Source organism: Streptomyces lanatus (assembly GCF_014655715.1).
Taxonomy (GTDB): domain Bacteria; phylum Actinomycetota; class Actinomycetes; order Streptomycetales; family Streptomycetaceae; genus Streptomyces; species Streptomyces lanatus.
Map to the genome: position 1 here is coordinate 38,800 of NZ_BNBM01000010.1, position 14,962 is coordinate 53,761.

Genomic DNA, 14,962 nt, shown 5'->3' on the forward strand with positions numbered 1-14,962 from the left:
CCCCCGCTTCTCACAGCCGTATACAACCGTACGACCGTGACTACTCGGTCTTGACCTTGATGGTGCCGTCGATGATGCCGGCCTTGGCCTTGGCCACGGCATCGGAGAGCCCGGGGATCTTGGCGAACTCCGGGTTGGACTCGGACAGGCCCACGCCGCCGACCTTGAGGTCGAAGGTCTGGGTGCCGGTCAGCGGCTTGCCGTCGTGGACGGACTTGGCCAGCGTGTAGACCGCGCCGCCGACGTCCTTGAGGGCGGAGGTCAGGATGTACTGCTTGTAGTTGGCGAGCGCCGCCTGCTCGTACTGGTCGGAGTCGACGCCGATCGCCCAGACCTTGGCCTTCGCGGCAGCCTCGATGACACCCTGCCCGGACAGACCGGCCGCCTGGTAGATGACGTCGGCGTTCTTCTCGATCTGGCCCTCGGCGGCGGCCTTGCCCTTGTCGGGGCTGGAGAAGCCGCCCTCCTCCGCGGTCTGCGTCAGGTACTGCGAGAGAACCTTGACCTTGCCACCGCTGGTGTCCTGGACACCCTGCTTGTAGCCGGCCTCGAACTTGTGGATCAGCGGAACGTCCACGCCGCCGACGAAGCCGACCGTGTTGGTCTTGGTGGCCTTGGCGGCCGCGACACCGGCGAGGTAGGAGGCCTCCTGCTCGGCGAAGACGAGGGAGGCGACGTTCTCGCCCTCGACCACGGAGTCGACGATGCCGAAGGTGGTCTTCGGGTACTTCTTGGCCACGGCCTCCATGGCGGGGCCGTAGGCGAAGCCGACGCCGACCACCGGGTTGTAGCCCTGCTTGGCGAGGGAGGCCAGACGCTGCTCCTTGTCGGCGTCCGTCTCACCCTCGGTCGGCTCGATGTCGGCGGTCTTGTAGCCGAATTCCTTCTCGGCCTTCTGCAGACCGGCGTACGCGGCGTCGTTGAAGGACTGGTCGCCCTTGCCGCCGACGTCGTACGCGATGGCGAGACCCTTGGTGTCGCCGCTGCCGTCGCTTTCACTGCCGCTGTCGCTGCTGGTACCACCGCACGCCGTGGCAGCGAGCGCGATCGACGCGACCCCCACCGCGACACGGGTCAGTTTGGATGTCCGACGCATCGTGAGTCCCCATTCTCCAAGCCCCGCAGTGGGTGCTGAGTTCGGCGCACATTAACGCGCGTAGACACTCCTGGGAACGGGGTTTCCCCGTGCTGTTATCCATTCGTGCCGATGGCCGGTTACGGCCTTGTGAACCAGGGCCGCACCACCTCCGCGATGGCACCCAGGACCGCCCGGCATGGGGCCAGACTCCCCCGCCTGTGAACCGACCGCAACCGGAACCCGCCTGGGGGCGCGGTGAACCGTACGACCAGCCGCAACGAGCCCGCGACCGCCCGGCAACCGCACCCCTACGGCGAAAGGATCACCCCATGGCATCGAGCAGCGCGGCGGCGGTGAACATCTCCACGCCCACCTCGATGGCGGACTCGTCCACATCGAAGTCACCCTGATGGAGGTCCCGTCCGGCCCGGTCCCCCGGCGCCCGCACCCCCAGCCGAGCCATGGCGCCGGGAACATGCTCCAGGTACCAGGAGAAGTCCTCGCCCCCCAGACTCTGCTCGGTCCCCTCGACGGAGTCGGCACCACGGCGGGCGGCCATGGCGGTACGCAGCAGCTCGGTCGCGTCCGGGTCATTGACGACGGGCGGAACGCCACGGATGTAGTTGATCTCCGACTTGGCACGATGAAGGTTGGCGACCTCATCGATAGCGGCGACGACAAGGTCGGGCGCCTGCCGCCAGGTGTCCAGGTCCAGGCAGCGCACGGTCCCGGAGAGCTCGGCGTGCTGGGGGATGACGTTGGGCGCGTGCCCGGAGTCGATACGCCCCCAGGTCACGGCGAGCCCGCTGCGGGCGTCGGTACGCCGGGCGACGAGCGCGGGCACGTCGGTGACGACGCGCGCGGCGGCGGTGACGAGGTCGGTCGTCAGATGAGGGCGAGCGGTGTGCCCCCCGGGGCCATCTAGCGAGATTTCCAGCCGATCGCAGGCGGACGTGATCGGCCCTTCCCGCAGCCCGATCTTCCCGGCGTCGACCTTGGGGTCACAGTGCACAGCGAGAATCCGCCCGACCCCGTCCAGCACCCCGCATTCGACGACATCGGCGGCGCCGCCAGGGAGCACTTCCTCGGCGGGCTGGAAGACCAGCCGCACAGCCCGGGGCAGCTGCCCGAGCCGACGCAGTTCAGCCAGCACGAGCCCGGCCCCCAGCACGACGGTCGTATGCACGTCATGCCCGCACGCATGCGCCCGATCAGGGACGGTGGACTGGTACGAACACTCACTCTTCGTGTCCGGGATGGGCAGGGCGTCGATATCGGCCCGCAGGGCAAGCATGGGCCGCCCGTCCTCCGGCTCCCCGATGTCACAGATGAGCCCGGTTCCGATCGCGAGCACGCGGGGCTTCAGGCCGGCCTTCTCGAGCCGGGCCTTGATCGCGGCGGTGGTACGGAACTCCTGGTTGCCGAGCTCGGGGTGCATGTGCAAGTCGCGCCGGAACTCCACGAGTTCGGCACGGAGCGCCTCCGGCAGGGTGCCGGGAAGAACCGCTTCCCCGGGTTGATCGGCTTCGGACTCTCGGGACATCAGTTGGTTCACCCTCTAAAGGGTAGGACGCCGAGGTGGCCAACTGACCCTCGATCAACAAAAGTTCAACCCGTTTGAGGAAGAAAACCTGGCCGCCCGACGCATAGGTATCGGTTTGGGTGGGTAAACTCGCCGATTTTCCCGCCGCGTCGATCATGAACTCACCGACAACGGAGAGTGACGAATCCGACCACCCACACTCCACGGATACCACGCCACGAACAGAACCGTCGGTTGTGTTCACCTGTCGGGACCGGGACGACTGGCCGCCCCTAGGCCGCGGCCAGCTCACACCACACAAACTTCCCCCGATTGCCACGCCCGGCCATCGGCTGCCACCCCCACACATCCGCACAGTCCCGCACCAACACCAGCCCCCACCCCTCCTCCGCCTCCCCGAGCAGCTCCGCCCGCAGCCGAGGCGGCTCGGGATCCGCATCCCAGGCCCCGATCCGCAACACCCCGGCCGACCATCCCACCCGCAGCGCCGCGGGCCCCTTGGTATGCGTCACGGCATTGGCGACCAGCTCGGCGGCAAGCAGCTCCGCCGTGTCCACGAGTCCGATGAGCCCGTGCATGGCGAGGATCAGCCGGAGGGTGCGACGGGAGACGGTGACGGCTCGGACGTCGTTCGGGATGTGGAGGGTGTACTCCCAGGGTTCGGTTCCGGTTTCAGGCATGGGTGATCTCCGTTCGGAGGGAGAGGGATGCGTGCCGCAGCGTGTGCGTCGCGTCACCGACGGTAGACCTAAATTTGTATGTCCAGCAAGCCGATCGCGTAATCTGCCCCTGAACGAGTCGTGTCTATAGGCGCGTTGAACTGGGGAGCGGTCCATGGCGGGGTTGAGGCAGGAACCAACAGCACGTCAGCTTCGCCTGGGTGTCGAACTGCGCAGGCTCCGTGACGCGGCAGGCCTCACGGGCCGGGAAGCGGCAGCATCGCTTGGAGTCAACTCCTCCCAGATCAACCACATCGAGTCAGGCCTCACCGGCGTGAGCGAGGAACGCCTGCGCCGCCTGGCCGCCAACTACGCCTGCACCAGCGAGGAACTGATCTCGGCGCTGGTAGGCATGGCGACAAGCCGGACCAAAGGCTGGTGGGAGGACTACCGAGGGTCGTTGCCGACCCCGTTCCTGGACCTGGCGGAGCTGGAGCACCACGCCACGTTCCTGCAAGAGGTCCAGTTCCTGTACATCCCTGGCCCGCTCCAGACGGAGGGCTACGCCCGGTCGATCTTCTCCGACCGTATTCCGGAACTCCTCAGCAGCGAGCTCGAGTTGCGGGTGCGTCATCGTATGCAGCGCAAGGCGATCCTCGAAGGCCCGGATCCCGCACCTTACGAAGCGGTCATCCACGAGGCAGCACTGCATATCCGCATCGGTGACCGCCCTGCCTCCCGGACCCAGCTCTCCGCACTCCTCGACGCCTCCGAGACGGAGCACATCACCGTGCGGGTCATCCCCTTCGACCTGGACGGCTTCGGCGGGTCCTGGACAGCCATGATGCTGGCCGGCGGCACGGTACCCAGGCTGGACACCGTGGTGCGCGATGGCCCTCACGGCGCGATGTTCATCGACTCCGAGGCCCAACTCGGCGTCTTTCGAACTCTCTTCCGTAGAGTAGAAACTGCTTCACTGGGCCCCGAACGGTCGCGTGAGCTGATCCACAAGCTGGCGAAGGAACTATGAGGCACCCCCATGGACACCCTCGACAACTGGCGGAAGTCGTCCTACTCCGGCGGCGGCGATGGCAACTCCTGCGTGGAAGTCTCAGACCGCCGCACCCACATAGCCATCCGCGACTCAAAAACCCCGACCCGGGCCACCCTCACCTTCCCGACCGGCGCCTTCACCCACTTCATCGCGGCGCTGCAGGCAACCTCACACATCTCAGATTCACGCGAGAGTGACCGCTGGTGAGGGTGCTCAACTCGGGGCCTTTCGAACACTTTTCCGTAGTGTAGAAGCTACGTCTCTCGATCCCGGGCAGTCGCGCGAACTGATCCACAACCTGGCCAAAGACTTGTGAGGCACGCTGTGAACACCCCCGAAAGCTGGCGCAAGTCGTCCTACTCCGGCGGCGGCGACGGCAATGCCTGCGTGGAAGTCTCCGACCGCCGCACCCACATAGCCGTCCGCGACTCAAAAACCCCGACCCGGGCCACCCTCACCTTCCCGACGGGCGCCTTCACCCACTTCATCGCGGCGCTGAGGTCCGGCCGGGAACACTTGACGCAACCCCGGTGAACTCCCGGACGTCCGTCCACGGCCCGCACTAGGGTGCGCCCCGTGACCGCCGAGAACGCCAAGCACCCCGACTTCCTGGAAACCACCAGGGCTTCCTACGACGCCATCGCCCCCGCCTACACAGAGGCCTTCTCCGACTGGCCGGCCGACAGCAATGCCCTGGACCGTTCCCTGGTCGCCGCCTTCGCCGAGTTGGCCCGTGAACTCGCCCCGGCTCCCGTCGCCGACATCGGCAGTGGCCCCGGCTCGATCACCGCCCACCTCCACGCCCTCGGCCTGCCGGTGTTCGGTGTCGACATCTCACCGCGGATGGTGGCCCTGGCCCGCCGGGCGCACCCCGAACTCCGTTTCCACGTGGGCTCGATGACGTCCCTGGACCTGCCGGACGAGACACTCGGCGGAATCATCGCGCTGTACTCGATCATCCACGTCCCGGACGACCACCTGCTCACGACGTTCGCCGAGTTCCATCGAGTCCTGCGCCCCGGCGCCCCGCTCCTCCTGGCCTTCCAGTCCGGCGACACCGAGGACCACCTCCACCTCACCGAACGCTTCGGCCGGGAGATCGCCCTCGACTACTACTGGCGCACCACAGACACCGTCACCGACACCCTGACCAAGGCCGGCCTGCAACTCCAGGCCCGCATCCTGCGCGAACCACAGGACGAGGAGAAGCGCCCCCGGGCGTTCGTGCTGGCCCGGAGGAGCGAGACCCGCTAGCAAGCATGGTTGACATGACAGAAACTACGCATCAGATCCGAGCCCTGTATACGGCCTCAACGGTGACCGTCTACCAGGCATACCGGCCGGAAATCGGTCTGCCCGCAGCTCGTGACGGCCGCTTCCCCGTGGACTGGCGACGGGACCGCATGACATGGATCAAGCCGTCGTTCCTCTGGATGATGTACCGGTCCGGTTGGGGCACCAAGGAGGGGCAGGAGACGATTCTGGCCGTCGAGATCCTCCGCGAAGGCTTTGAGTGGGCGCTGGCGCACGCCTCTCTGACGCACTACGAGCGAGGGCTGCACTCGGACCGTGCCACCTGGAAACGCCAGCTGAAGCAGGCGGCGGTACGCGTGCAATGGGATCCCGAACGTGATCTGCGGCTGCAGCCGCTGCCCTACCGTTCTCTGCAACTCGGACTTGCCGATGATGCCGTGCGACGTTACGCCGACACATGGACGGTCGGCATCCGTGACGTGACCGAGCTTGCCCACGAAGTCCACAGCCGTGTGCGGGAAGAGGACCTCGATACCGCGAGGCAGCTCCTGCCCCGGGAATGCCCCTATCCCGACGACGATGGCCTCCTGGACCACCTGCGCCGACGCCCCCGCCCCGCAGCGACCGTATCCGAGGCGCAGAACTCCCCGCGGTCCAGCCGCTAGGCCGGCTGGACCGGACCCACCGCCTGGAGCCGATGCACATCCCGAGCCGTCCCCGTAACCCCGGACAAAAACCCCTGCGCCCGAGGCGAAGCGTTCTCCGTCAGCCACGCCGGATCGATGTCGCACACCGCGACCCGGACCTCAGTGCCTGACAGGGCCAGGGGCAAGGTGTGCACCACGGTCGACGGGAAGCTCAGAATCGTCCTGCCGATCGGCCCGCGGCGAGCGATCAGCTCCAGCGGCAAGTCGGGCCGTACGATCTCCAGCCCCGTCTCCACCGCCAGCCGATGCAGCTTCTCCGTGCTCTCGCGGCGGTGGGCGAAGTAGCGCGTGGCGCCGTGGGCCTTGGCCAGGGAGCGGACCGCCTCCAGGTAGCGGTCGCCGTCGACGACGCCGGTCTCGACCAGGGACGTACCCACCATGTCCGCGCCCTTCGTGATGCGGGGCGGGCCGAAGCGGTCGCGGGTCCAGGCGAAGGTGTTGGGGGTGACCTTGATCCCGTCCGGGGTCTCCTCCATCGGCATGGAGGAGAAGATCTCGACCGTACGGCGGTCGGAAGGGGTCAGACGCCGACGCGCCGCCGACGACACCGGTGCGAAGACCAGGTCGCGGGGGCCCGGCCGGCCGCCCTTGCGGTGCCAGCGGACCAGCCGCTCGCCCTTGGCCAGTTGCGCCACGAACTCCATCGTCGCCGTGCCGTCGTCCACGACGACCAGCTCGCGGGCGCGAGTGATCGTCAGCAGGAGTTGGACGTAGCGGGAGAAGGGGTCGCCCAACACCACCCTGTCCGCGCGGCGGAGCAGGCCCGTCAGGCCGCCGATCGTCTGGAACGGGGCCGCCGTGCCGCCCCGTGCCTCCTCCCAGCGGACCTCGTGGCCGTCCTCGCGGGCCAGTTCGGCCATTCGGCGGAGCTGGCCGCGGGTCATGGGGTCGATCGGGGAGAGGACGACGAGGGTCAGGCCCGCGCCGCCGGTGTGCTCGTGGGCGTGGGCCCACTCCAGCACGTTCAGGAGCTGTACCGGGCTCTCGACGAAGGCGAGAGTGTGGGGGCCGGTGTTGCCGGCGCGGTGGCTCATCGACGTACGACCTACCCGTCGTAAGGCGCTCATGCGGGCGCTCGTTATTCAGCTCGTGTGGGACGGAGCACTGAGGGCCGCCGAGTCCGAGCGCCCCGCGGAGGGGCACTCGGACTCGGTGCACTACTGGAAATCGGCGTGTTCGGGTCAGACCTGAACCGGCGTCAGACCTGAACCGGCTCGCCCGCCGCCGCGGCGATCTCCGCCTCGGCGACCACACCGGCGACACGGCGCAGCTTCTTCATCGGGCCGAGCTCGGAGTCGTAGACCTTCTTGACGCCGTCACCGAGGGACTCCTCGATGGTGCGGATGTCGCGGACGAGGCGGGTCAGGCCCTGCGGCTCGACCGACGCGGCCTGGTCCGAACCCCACATCGCGCGGTCCAGGGTGATGTGGCGCTCCACGAAGGTCGCGCCCAGCGCGACCGCCGCCAGCGTCGTCTGGAGGCCCGTCTCGTGGCCCGAGTAGCCGATCGGGACGTTCGGGAACTCCTTCTCCAGCGTGTTGATCGCGCGGAGGTTGAGCTCCTCGGCCTTCGCGGGGTAGGTGGAGGTGGCGTGGCACATGAGGATGTTGTCCGAGCCGAGGACCTCGACCGCGTGGCGGATCTGCTTCGGGGTCGACATGCCGGTGGACAGGATCACCGCGCGGCCCGTGGCGCGGAGGGCGCGCAGGAGCTCGTCGTCCGTCAGGGAGGCCGAAGCCACCTTGTGCGCCGGGACGTCGAACTTCTCCAGGAAGGCGACGGCCTCGGTGTCCCACGGGGAGGCGAACCAGTCGATGCCGCGCTTCTTGCAGTGCTCGTCGATCTGGCGGTACTCGTCCTCACCGAACTCCACCCGGTGGCGGTAGTCGATGTAGGTCATCCGGCCCCAGGGGGTGTCGCGCTCGATGTCCCACTGGTCGCGCGGGGTGCAGATCTCCGGGGTGCGCTTCTGGAACTTGACGGCGTCACAGCCGGCCTCGGCGGCCACGTCGATGAGCTTGAAGGCGTTCTCCAGCTCACCGTTGTGGTTGATGCCGATCTCGCCGCAGATGTAGACGGGCTTGCCCGGGCCGACCTCGCGGGAGCCGAACGAACGCAGACGGGAGTTGGTGCTCATGGCGAAAGATGTCCTTACTTGGTGAGGGAGTCGAGAGAGGGGCCGAGGATCCAGCTGGCGATCTCTCGGATGGCGCCGTCACCGCCGGGTGTGGCCGTGACCGCGCGTGCGGCGCCGCGCACGACGTCGTGGGCGCTCGCGACCGCCACGGGCCAGCCCACGAGGGCGAAGCACGGGAGGTCGTTGACGTCGTTGCCGACGTAGAGCACGCGCTCAGGCGCGATGCCCTGCTCCTCGCACCATTGCTTGAGGGCGAGGTCCTTCCGGTCGATGCCGTGCAGCACGGGGAGCTTCAGCTTCCGTGCGCGGGCGGCGACCACCGGGTTCTGCTCCGAGGAGAGGATCAGCATCTTGAGGCCGGTCTTGCGCAGGGCTGCGATGCCGAGTCCGTCCCCGCGGTGCACGGAGACGAACTCCTTTCCATCGGCATCGATCAGCACCCTGTCGTCCGTCTGGGTGCCGTCGAAGTCCAGTACGACCGCGTCGATGTCGTCCGTGGTCGGGAGGGCGCCGGGCCGGTCCGCGTCGAACAGCGGGGCCAGCGCGCGGGCGCGGGCCAGGTCGTGGGGATCGTCGATCTCCAGGACCCGGGCGGGGTCGGTGCGCACGAGTTCGGTGCGGCCGAAGAAGCGGTGCTTGTGCTCGCGGAAGCCGTCGGCGGCCATCGCGTAGGCGGCGCCGGTCTCCAGGAAGTCCTGGGGGCGGTCCTGGCGGCGCGGGCGGAAGGACTTGTCGTGGTTGACGCCGTAGCCGCCACCGGACGCGGCGCGTTCGGCCTCCGTCGGCTCGTCGTCGCCGTGGCGCCAGACGAAGCCGTGGAAGGGGGCGACGGTCAGGGCCGTGTCGGCGTTGTTCGCGACGATCGCCTTGACGACGCCGTCGAGGTCCTCGCGGATGATGAACGGGCTGGTGCACTGCACCAGGAGGACCACGTCGACCTTCGCGCCGTGCAGCGCCTCGTGCGCGTCCATGGCGTGCAGTACGGCCGCCTCGGAGGTGGCGGTGTCACCGGCGATGGCGGCGGGGCGCAGCACCACCTCGGCGCCGGCCTGCCGGGCGGCGGCCGCGATGCCCTGGTCGTCGGTGGAGACCACGACGTCCGTCACGAGACGCGAGGCCCGGCACTCGCGCACCGCGCGGGCCACCAGCGGCACACCGCCGACGGGCATCAGGTTCTTCGCGGGCACGCCCTTGGAGCCGCCGCGCGCGGGAATCACGGCGAGCACGCGGGGTACTGAACCGCCTTTGCCTGCTTCCGAGTTGGACATGGGCATCACTCCTTGGGCTCCTTGCAGAGGCTTCGCGGCGCGTCCCGGCGCCCCGGTCCCCGTGTCGGTCGTCTGGTCGCTCACAGCTCCCCCATCCGCCGGATGACGGGCGCCACGCGCTGCACGCCGTGCCGGTAGGCGCCGCGTGCCGCCCGGCGCACTATCTGGCGGACGGGGCCGGGCTCCCTGTCATGGGCGGGGGCGCCGGGCAGCGGGCTGCCGTCGACGCCGAGGTGGTGGCGGGCGAGGATGCCGGGCAGATAGCCGGGCGCGGTGGCCGGCGTGTAGTACGGCGTGAGGGCGGGCAGTCCGCCGGGCCGCCCGAGCAGCTTGGCGATGCGCTCGCGGGTCGGGTCGAACGCGTGGGCGTAGGTGCCGTCGGCGCACACGCCCTGGCGGGACACCCACTCCTCGTCGGGGCTCGGCCGGTGTCCCTCGTCCAGCTGGTCCCAGGAGGCGAGGCAGCCGGAGCCCACGAAGTGGTGGTTGCCGTGCATCTCCCGCACACCGAGGTCGGTGAGGACGACGGTGGGGATACGGCGGTGCAGCGACTCCAGGGCCGCCGTGGAGCTGATGGTGACCAGCAGGTCGGTGCGGTCGAGGACCTCGCCCATGTTGCCGTACACCAGTTTGAAGTTGGCCGGCGGTTCGAGCCGCTGGACCAGCTTCTGGTACGGCAGTTCCTCGATGTGCGTGGTGTGCTCGCCCGGCTTGGAGCGCAGCTTGAGCAGCACCTCGCGCTCGGGGTGCTTGCGGGCGTGCTGGATGAGACGGTTCAGCAGGTACGTACGGTCCTTGCGGGTGTCCGGCACCGAGGGCTGGGCGGCGAAGACGACCGTGTACGGGTCGTGCTCGCCGGTGTAGGGCTCTCCGCCGAGGAAGGGCAGGGCGACCTCGGTCACCGACGAGGAGTCGGCGCCGACGCCGTCGTACACCGCGCGGAAGCGCTCGGCGTCCTGGCGGGAGTTGGCGAGGACCAGGTCGGCGCCGTGCCGCAGCAGGAGTCCGTCGGCGAGCTTCTCGTAGACGACGCCGACATAGCCGGTGACGACGACGGGCCGGTCGGAGCGGCCCTCCCAGACCCGCTTCAGGCCGTGCAGTATGGCCTGTACTCCACCACCGACGAGGGCGAGGACCAGGACGTCGTACTGCTCCTGCGCCATGGTGCGCAGGAACTCGACGGCGGACACCTCGCTGAGGGAGTCGGCGTGGACGCCGACTTCCTGGAGCTGGCGCGGCGTGGGGGTGGCCCGGCCACGCAGGAGGTAGCCGTCCAGACGGATGTCCGAATCCTCCGGAGCGATACGGTTCGCGGTGAGCGCGCCCCATTTCCACCGGGTGTCGGAATCCGCGAGTACGGCCACTCGTCGGGTCTTCATCACACTTGCTGGCACGTCGTTGACGCTAGGAAGCGATTTCAAGGTTCTCCCCAACCAGAATGCAACAAACGGTTAACAGCACATCGACTAACGACGAAGCGAGGCCTGAGGTCGTTGAAAAAAAGCCTGGTTCACTGCATCGCCACGTGTCGTTCACCTGACATCAAGCTGCGAGTAAAGACGGATGCCGGACCGACCCCTAACGTCCCTCACGTGGTCAAGCTCTCCGTCATCGTGCCGTTCTACAACGTGCAGCAATACGCGCCAGACACCCTGAAAAGCCTGCGTGCGAACACACGTGAGGACTTCGAGTTCATCCTCGTCGACGACTGCTCGACGGACGGGACACCCGACGTCCTCGCGCGCGCGGAGCGCGAGCTGCCGGGCGCCGTGCTCGTCAGACACGAGCAGAACGGAGGGCTGGCCACCGCGCGGAACACCGGAATCGAAAAGGCGCGCGGTGAGTACCTGACGTTCCTGGACGGCGACGACTGGCTCGCTCCCGGCTACTTCCCGCAGCTCCTTTCCGCCATCCAGGAGTTGGGGTGCGACTTCGTGCGCACCGACCATGTGCAGTCCACGGGGCGGGCGCGCAGCATCCACCGGGTGCCGCACGGCCGGCGCTGGACGGTGATGAACCCGCGCGAGGCGATCCTGCCCGCCGACCGGTCGACGTCCGTGGACTACGCGTACGCGTGGGCCGGCATCTACCACCGCCGTCTGGTCGACCGCGGAATCCTGCAGTTCACCCATGGGCTGCGCACCGCCGAGGACCGGCCGTGGATCTGGAAACTCCACCGGGAGGCGGAATCCTTCGCCGCGGTGGGGCTGCTCGGTGTCTACTACCGGCGCGGAGTGGCGTCATCGCTCACCCAGATCGGGGATGTCCGACAGCTCGATTTCATTCGCGCGTTCGACCAGGTAATCGAGGAAACGGCGCGTGACGCGCAGGCAGATAAACTGCTTCCGAAAGCCGTGCGCACCTATTGCGCGATCATGGCTCATCATCTCGGACAAATCGAGAGGTTCGAACCCGCCGTGGCTCGAAAACTGCGCTCGATGAGCGCCGCCGCCCTGAAAAGAATGCCGCAGGACGTGCTCGCGGAGGTAATGGACTCGATGGACGCGACGCGCGCGGCCCGGCTGCGGCGGGTGCGCCGCAGGGCCATGGGCTCCCGGACGGTGGCCGCCTGATGCCTCGCACCACCCAGATCTTCTGCGCCTCGACCCTGTACGGCGCGGCGACGCTCGCCGCCGCCCTGGACGCCGGTCTCTTCGAACCGGCCGACCGCAGGCTGCTGCTGGTCACCAACAACGCGACGTGCCCCGAGATCACCCCGTCCGTCGACGCGATGCCGGGCTTCGACCTGCTGCGCGGGCGCTTCGACGAGGTGCTGTCCTGGAACGAGACCATCGCCCCGTTCCACCCGAGCGGTTGGTCCCCCCGAGCGGACGACGTCCCCATGTGGGAGCGGTACGTACGGCTGCTGTGGAACCTCGGCGACGACGAGATCCAGCTGGCCGTGGAGTCCGTGCAGGTCAATCCGGCCCTGGCGCTGTGTCAGCTGTTCACCGGCGCTCCCGTCGACGTCTACGCGGACGGCCTCATAAGCTATGGCCCCACGCGCGACAAGATCGACCCGCTGGTCGGCACCCGTGTCGGCCGGCTGCTGCATCTCGATCTCGTCCCGGGCCTCACCCCGCTGCTGCTCACCGAGTTCGGCGTCCCGTCCGAACTGGTGCCGTCCGAGGTGTTCCTGAAGGTGCTCGGCGAACTCACCGAGGCGGAGGCCGAACTGCCCGCGCCGTCCGGGGGCGACCAGCCGGCGCTGCTCCTCGGCCAGTACCTCTCCGCGCTCGGCATCCTCACCGACGCCGAGGAGGAGGACCTGCATCTGCAGATGGTGCGCGGCGCCGTCGCGCGCGGCCATCGCAAGCTGGTGTTCAAGCCGCACCCCGTCGCACCGGCCCGCTGGACGCGGCTCCTGGAGGACGAGGCGAAGCAGCTCGGCGCCGAACTCACCCTGCTGGACCGTCCCGTGCTCGCCGAGGTCGCCTTCCAGAAGCTGCGGCCCGCGCTGGTCGTCGGCTGCTTCTCGACCGCGCTGTTCACCGCCGCCGGTCTGTACGGCCTCCCGGTCGCGCGGGTCGGCACCGACACCGTGCTGGCCCGGCTCACGCCGTACCAGAACAGCAACCGCGTGCCGCTGACCATCGTCGACGCACTGTTGCCGGACATCACGGACGCCGCCGCGGTCAGTGGCTGGACGATGCCCTCGCGGGAGCGGGTGGATGAACTGGCCGCGCTGCTCGCGGCGGTCGGGTTCGCGATGCAGCCGAAGATCTACCCGGGCCTGCGCGGTGCCGCCGAGGCCTACCTGTCCAAGCAGCTGAACCCGCACACCTGGCGCTACTTCAAGCGCAAGCGCCTGACCGCGCTGGCCCTGCCCGGGGCCGTACCGGCCCAGCTCTCCTTCATCCCGCGGAACGCGACGGTACGCCGACTGGCGCGCCGGGCGCGGGCGCTGAAGCAGGTGGCCGGCCGAAAGTAACCAAGAAGGGGTGGTCGTTCATCCGTGTGACACCTTCGCGCTCCCTGAGCGTCAGCCGTCACTCACCTTTCACCCGTCCGAGGGACATACCGTTCGGTCGTCGTATGAAATGGCATCGCCCATCACGTACGACTGAACGCACCTCGAGACTCCCAGGAGAAGGGCCCCAGGATGAGCGCGGCTGACCAGGCCACGGCCCCGCCGGCACCAGCGGCACCCCCGCTCGAGCAGGTCCTCGCCGAGCGGCCTCCCGTGCGGCCGCGGGCGGCCAGCCGGCTGCGTGCACTGGACGGACTGCGGCTGGTGGCGGCGCTGATGGTGTGCCTGTACCACTTCAGCGGGAAGAACGGCCAGGTCGCCGAGTCCTGGGACCAGTCCCCCGGCGTGATGTTCCCGACGCTGTCGCAGTTCTCCACCTACGGCAGCCTCGGGGTCCAGTTCTTCTTCGTCATCAGCGGGTTCGTGATCTGCATGAGCAGCTGGGGCCGCAGCCTCGGCGACTTCTTCCGGTCCCGGATCTCCCGCCTCTACCCGGCGTACTGGGTGGCCATCGTCATGGTCACCGGCGCCGCGGTGCTGCTCCCGGTCGTCGTCCACCCGGTCCGCCCGGACGAGTTCCTGGTCAACCTCACGATGATGCAGCAACCCCTGGGTGTGCCGCGGGTCCTGGGCGTGTGCTGGACGCTGTGGGTGGAGCTGAAGTTCTACGTGCTGTTCGCCCTGTTCGTGATCTGGAAGGGCGTCACCTACAAACGGGTCGTCACCTTCTGCATCCTGTGGACGCTGGCCAGTGCATTCGCCCGGGTCGCCGACAACCCGCTCACCGACGAGCTGGTGATGCGCGACCACGCCCCCTTCTTCATCGGCGGCCTGGCCCTCTACCTGATCCACCGGTTCGGCAGCGACCTGCTGCTGTGGGGCATCGTCGGCATGTCCTTCCTGCTGGGCCAGCGCTACTCGGTGATGGCCCTGTGGCACCCGGGCGCGCAGGGCGAGTTCCATCGCAACCCGTACGTCATCCAGGGCATCGTCTTCCTCGCCTTCGCCGCCGTCGCGGTGGTGGCGCTGGGCTGGACGCGCTGGGCCAACTGGAACTGGCTGACGGTGGCCGGGGCGCTGACGTACCCCTTCTATCTGATCCATGAGCACCTGGGCTGGTTCTTCATCCGAGTGCTGCACCGGGGTCTGGGCCTGGGCTCCTACGAGACGTTGGCGCTGTCGATACTGAGCCTGCTGGCGCTGGCCTGGCTGATGCACCGGTTCGTGGAGAAGCCGTTCGGGCCGAAGCTGAAGCGGGCGCTGCCTGCCGTACGGTTCTGAGGCCTGGAAGC

Annotated in this window: 15 protein-coding genes; 8 read left to right on the top strand and 7 right to left on the bottom strand. The window is 68.5% G+C overall.

Annotation, left to right across the window (positions count from 1 at the left end):
• Positions 1-40 precede the first annotated feature (40 nt).
• The 3 genes from IE325_RS25435 to IE325_RS25445 form a co-directional block, all read right to left on the bottom strand.
• Positions 41-1,096, bottom strand: coding sequence for a BMP family lipoprotein (locus tag IE325_RS25435; RefSeq protein ID WP_190072376.1), 1,056 nt, complete (start codon positions 1,094-1,096; stop codon positions 41-43).
• Between the two features lie 304 nt (positions 1,097-1,400).
• Entirely contained in the window at positions 1,401-2,621 is a 1,221-nt protein-coding gene (locus IE325_RS25440) for a M20 family metallopeptidase (protein ID WP_190072592.1), read from the bottom strand.
• A gap of 272 nt (positions 2,622-2,893) precedes the next feature.
• Positions 2,894-3,301 (bottom strand): ATP-binding protein, encoded by a 408-nt coding sequence (locus IE325_RS25445; RefSeq protein ID WP_190072377.1) that lies wholly within the window; start codon positions 3,299-3,301, stop codon positions 2,894-2,896.
• 154 nt (positions 3,302-3,455) lie between these two features.
• Here IE325_RS25445 and IE325_RS25450 point away from each other — a divergent pair, with 154 nt between their 5' ends.
• From IE325_RS25450 to IE325_RS25470, 5 genes are all read left to right on the top strand, one after another.
• Positions 3,456-4,310 (top strand): helix-turn-helix domain-containing protein, encoded by an 855-nt coding sequence (locus IE325_RS25450; RefSeq protein ID WP_190072378.1) that lies wholly within the window; start codon positions 3,456-3,458, stop codon positions 4,308-4,310.
• A gap of 9 nt (positions 4,311-4,319) precedes the next feature.
• Positions 4,320-4,541 carry a DUF397 domain-containing protein gene (locus IE325_RS25455; RefSeq protein WP_190072379.1) on the top strand — a complete coding sequence of 74 codons (222 nt, stop codon included), beginning with the start codon at positions 4,320-4,322 and terminating at the stop codon, positions 4,539-4,541.
• 117 nt (positions 4,542-4,658) lie between these two features.
• Positions 4,659-4,868 carry a DUF397 domain-containing protein gene (locus tag IE325_RS25460; RefSeq protein ID WP_190072380.1) on the top strand — a complete coding sequence of 70 codons (210 nt, stop codon included), beginning with the start codon at positions 4,659-4,661 and terminating at the stop codon, positions 4,866-4,868.
• 42 nt (positions 4,869-4,910) lie between these two features.
• Positions 4,911-5,588: a class I SAM-dependent methyltransferase gene (locus IE325_RS25465; protein WP_229912014.1), complete on the top strand. Its 678-nt coding sequence runs from the start codon at positions 4,911-4,913 to the stop codon at positions 5,586-5,588.
• A gap of 14 nt (positions 5,589-5,602) precedes the next feature.
• Complete coding sequence (locus tag IE325_RS25470) at positions 5,603-6,253, top strand: DUF4291 domain-containing protein (RefSeq protein WP_190072382.1); 651 nt, start codon at positions 5,603-5,605, stop codon at positions 6,251-6,253.
• On the opposite strand, the gene IE325_RS25475 is transcribed toward IE325_RS25470, so the two are convergent.
• From IE325_RS25475 to IE325_RS25490, 4 genes are all read right to left on the bottom strand, one after another.
• Entirely contained in the window at positions 6,250-7,329 is a 1,080-nt protein-coding gene (locus IE325_RS25475) for a hypothetical protein (RefSeq protein WP_190072383.1), read from the bottom strand. The two genes, IE325_RS25470 and IE325_RS25475, sit on opposite strands and share 4 nt — an antisense overlap.
• A 164-nt stretch (positions 7,330-7,493) precedes the next feature.
• Positions 7,494-8,432: an N-acetylneuraminate synthase family protein gene (locus IE325_RS25480; RefSeq protein WP_190072384.1), complete on the bottom strand. Its 939-nt coding sequence runs from the start codon at positions 8,430-8,432 to the stop codon at positions 7,494-7,496.
• 14 nt (positions 8,433-8,446) lie between these two features.
• Positions 8,447-9,700, bottom strand: a complete 1,254-nt coding sequence (locus IE325_RS25485; protein WP_190072385.1) for an N-acylneuraminate cytidylyltransferase — start codon at positions 9,698-9,700, stop codon at positions 8,447-8,449.
• Positions 9,701-9,780: 80 nt separating this feature from the next.
• A complete protein-coding gene (locus IE325_RS25490; protein WP_190072386.1) occupies positions 9,781-11,094 on the bottom strand; it encodes a DUF6716 putative glycosyltransferase in 1,314 nt (437 codons plus the stop codon).
• 198 nt (positions 11,095-11,292) lie between these two features.
• Between IE325_RS25490 and IE325_RS25495 the strand changes: the two genes are divergently transcribed.
• The 3 genes from IE325_RS25495 (at position 11,293) to IE325_RS25505 (ending at position 14,951) form a co-directional block, all read left to right on the top strand.
• Positions 11,293-12,273 carry a glycosyltransferase family 2 protein gene (locus IE325_RS25495; protein WP_190072593.1) on the top strand — a complete coding sequence of 327 codons (981 nt, stop codon included), beginning with the start codon at positions 11,293-11,295 and terminating at the stop codon, positions 12,271-12,273.
• Positions 12,273-13,631, top strand: coding sequence for a polysialyltransferase family glycosyltransferase (locus tag IE325_RS25500; RefSeq protein ID WP_190072387.1), 1,359 nt, complete (start codon positions 12,273-12,275; stop codon positions 13,629-13,631). The genes IE325_RS25495 and IE325_RS25500 overlap by 1 nt, the downstream gene beginning before the upstream one ends.
• A 171-nt stretch (positions 13,632-13,802) precedes the next feature.
• Positions 13,803-14,951 (top strand): acyltransferase family protein, encoded by a 1,149-nt coding sequence (locus IE325_RS25505; RefSeq protein WP_190072388.1) that lies wholly within the window; start codon positions 13,803-13,805, stop codon positions 14,949-14,951.
• Positions 14,952-14,962: the final 11 nt, after the last annotated feature.

Coding starts and splice junctions, on each gene's coding strand:
- IE325_RS25505 (WP_190072388.1), top strand. CDS start 13,803: ATGAGCGCGGCTGACCAGGCCACGGCCCCGCCGGCACCAGCGGCACCC.
- IE325_RS25485 (WP_190072385.1), bottom strand. CDS start 9,700: ATGTCCAACTCGGAAGCAGGCAAAGGCGGTTCAGTACCCCGCGTGCTC.
- IE325_RS25470 (WP_190072382.1), top strand. CDS start 5,603: ATGACAGAAACTACGCATCAGATCCGAGCCCTGTATACGGCCTCAACG.
- IE325_RS25455 (WP_190072379.1), top strand. CDS start 4,320: ATGGACACCCTCGACAACTGGCGGAAGTCGTCCTACTCCGGCGGCGGC.
- IE325_RS25440 (WP_190072592.1), bottom strand. CDS start 2,621: ATGTCCCGAGAGTCCGAAGCCGATCAACCCGGGGAAGCGGTTCTTCCC.
- IE325_RS25445 (WP_190072377.1), bottom strand. CDS start 3,301: ATGCCTGAAACCGGAACCGAACCCTGGGAGTACACCCTCCACATCCCG.
- IE325_RS25475 (WP_190072383.1), bottom strand. CDS start 7,329: ATGAGCCACCGCGCCGGCAACACCGGCCCCCACACTCTCGCCTTCGTC.
- IE325_RS25435 (WP_190072376.1), bottom strand. CDS start 1,096: ATGCGTCGGACATCCAAACTGACCCGTGTCGCGGTGGGGGTCGCGTCG.
- IE325_RS25500 (WP_190072387.1), top strand. CDS start 12,273: ATGCCTCGCACCACCCAGATCTTCTGCGCCTCGACCCTGTACGGCGCG.
- IE325_RS25480 (WP_190072384.1), bottom strand. CDS start 8,432: ATGAGCACCAACTCCCGTCTGCGTTCGTTCGGCTCCCGCGAGGTCGGC.
- IE325_RS25450 (WP_190072378.1), top strand. CDS start 3,456: ATGGCGGGGTTGAGGCAGGAACCAACAGCACGTCAGCTTCGCCTGGGT.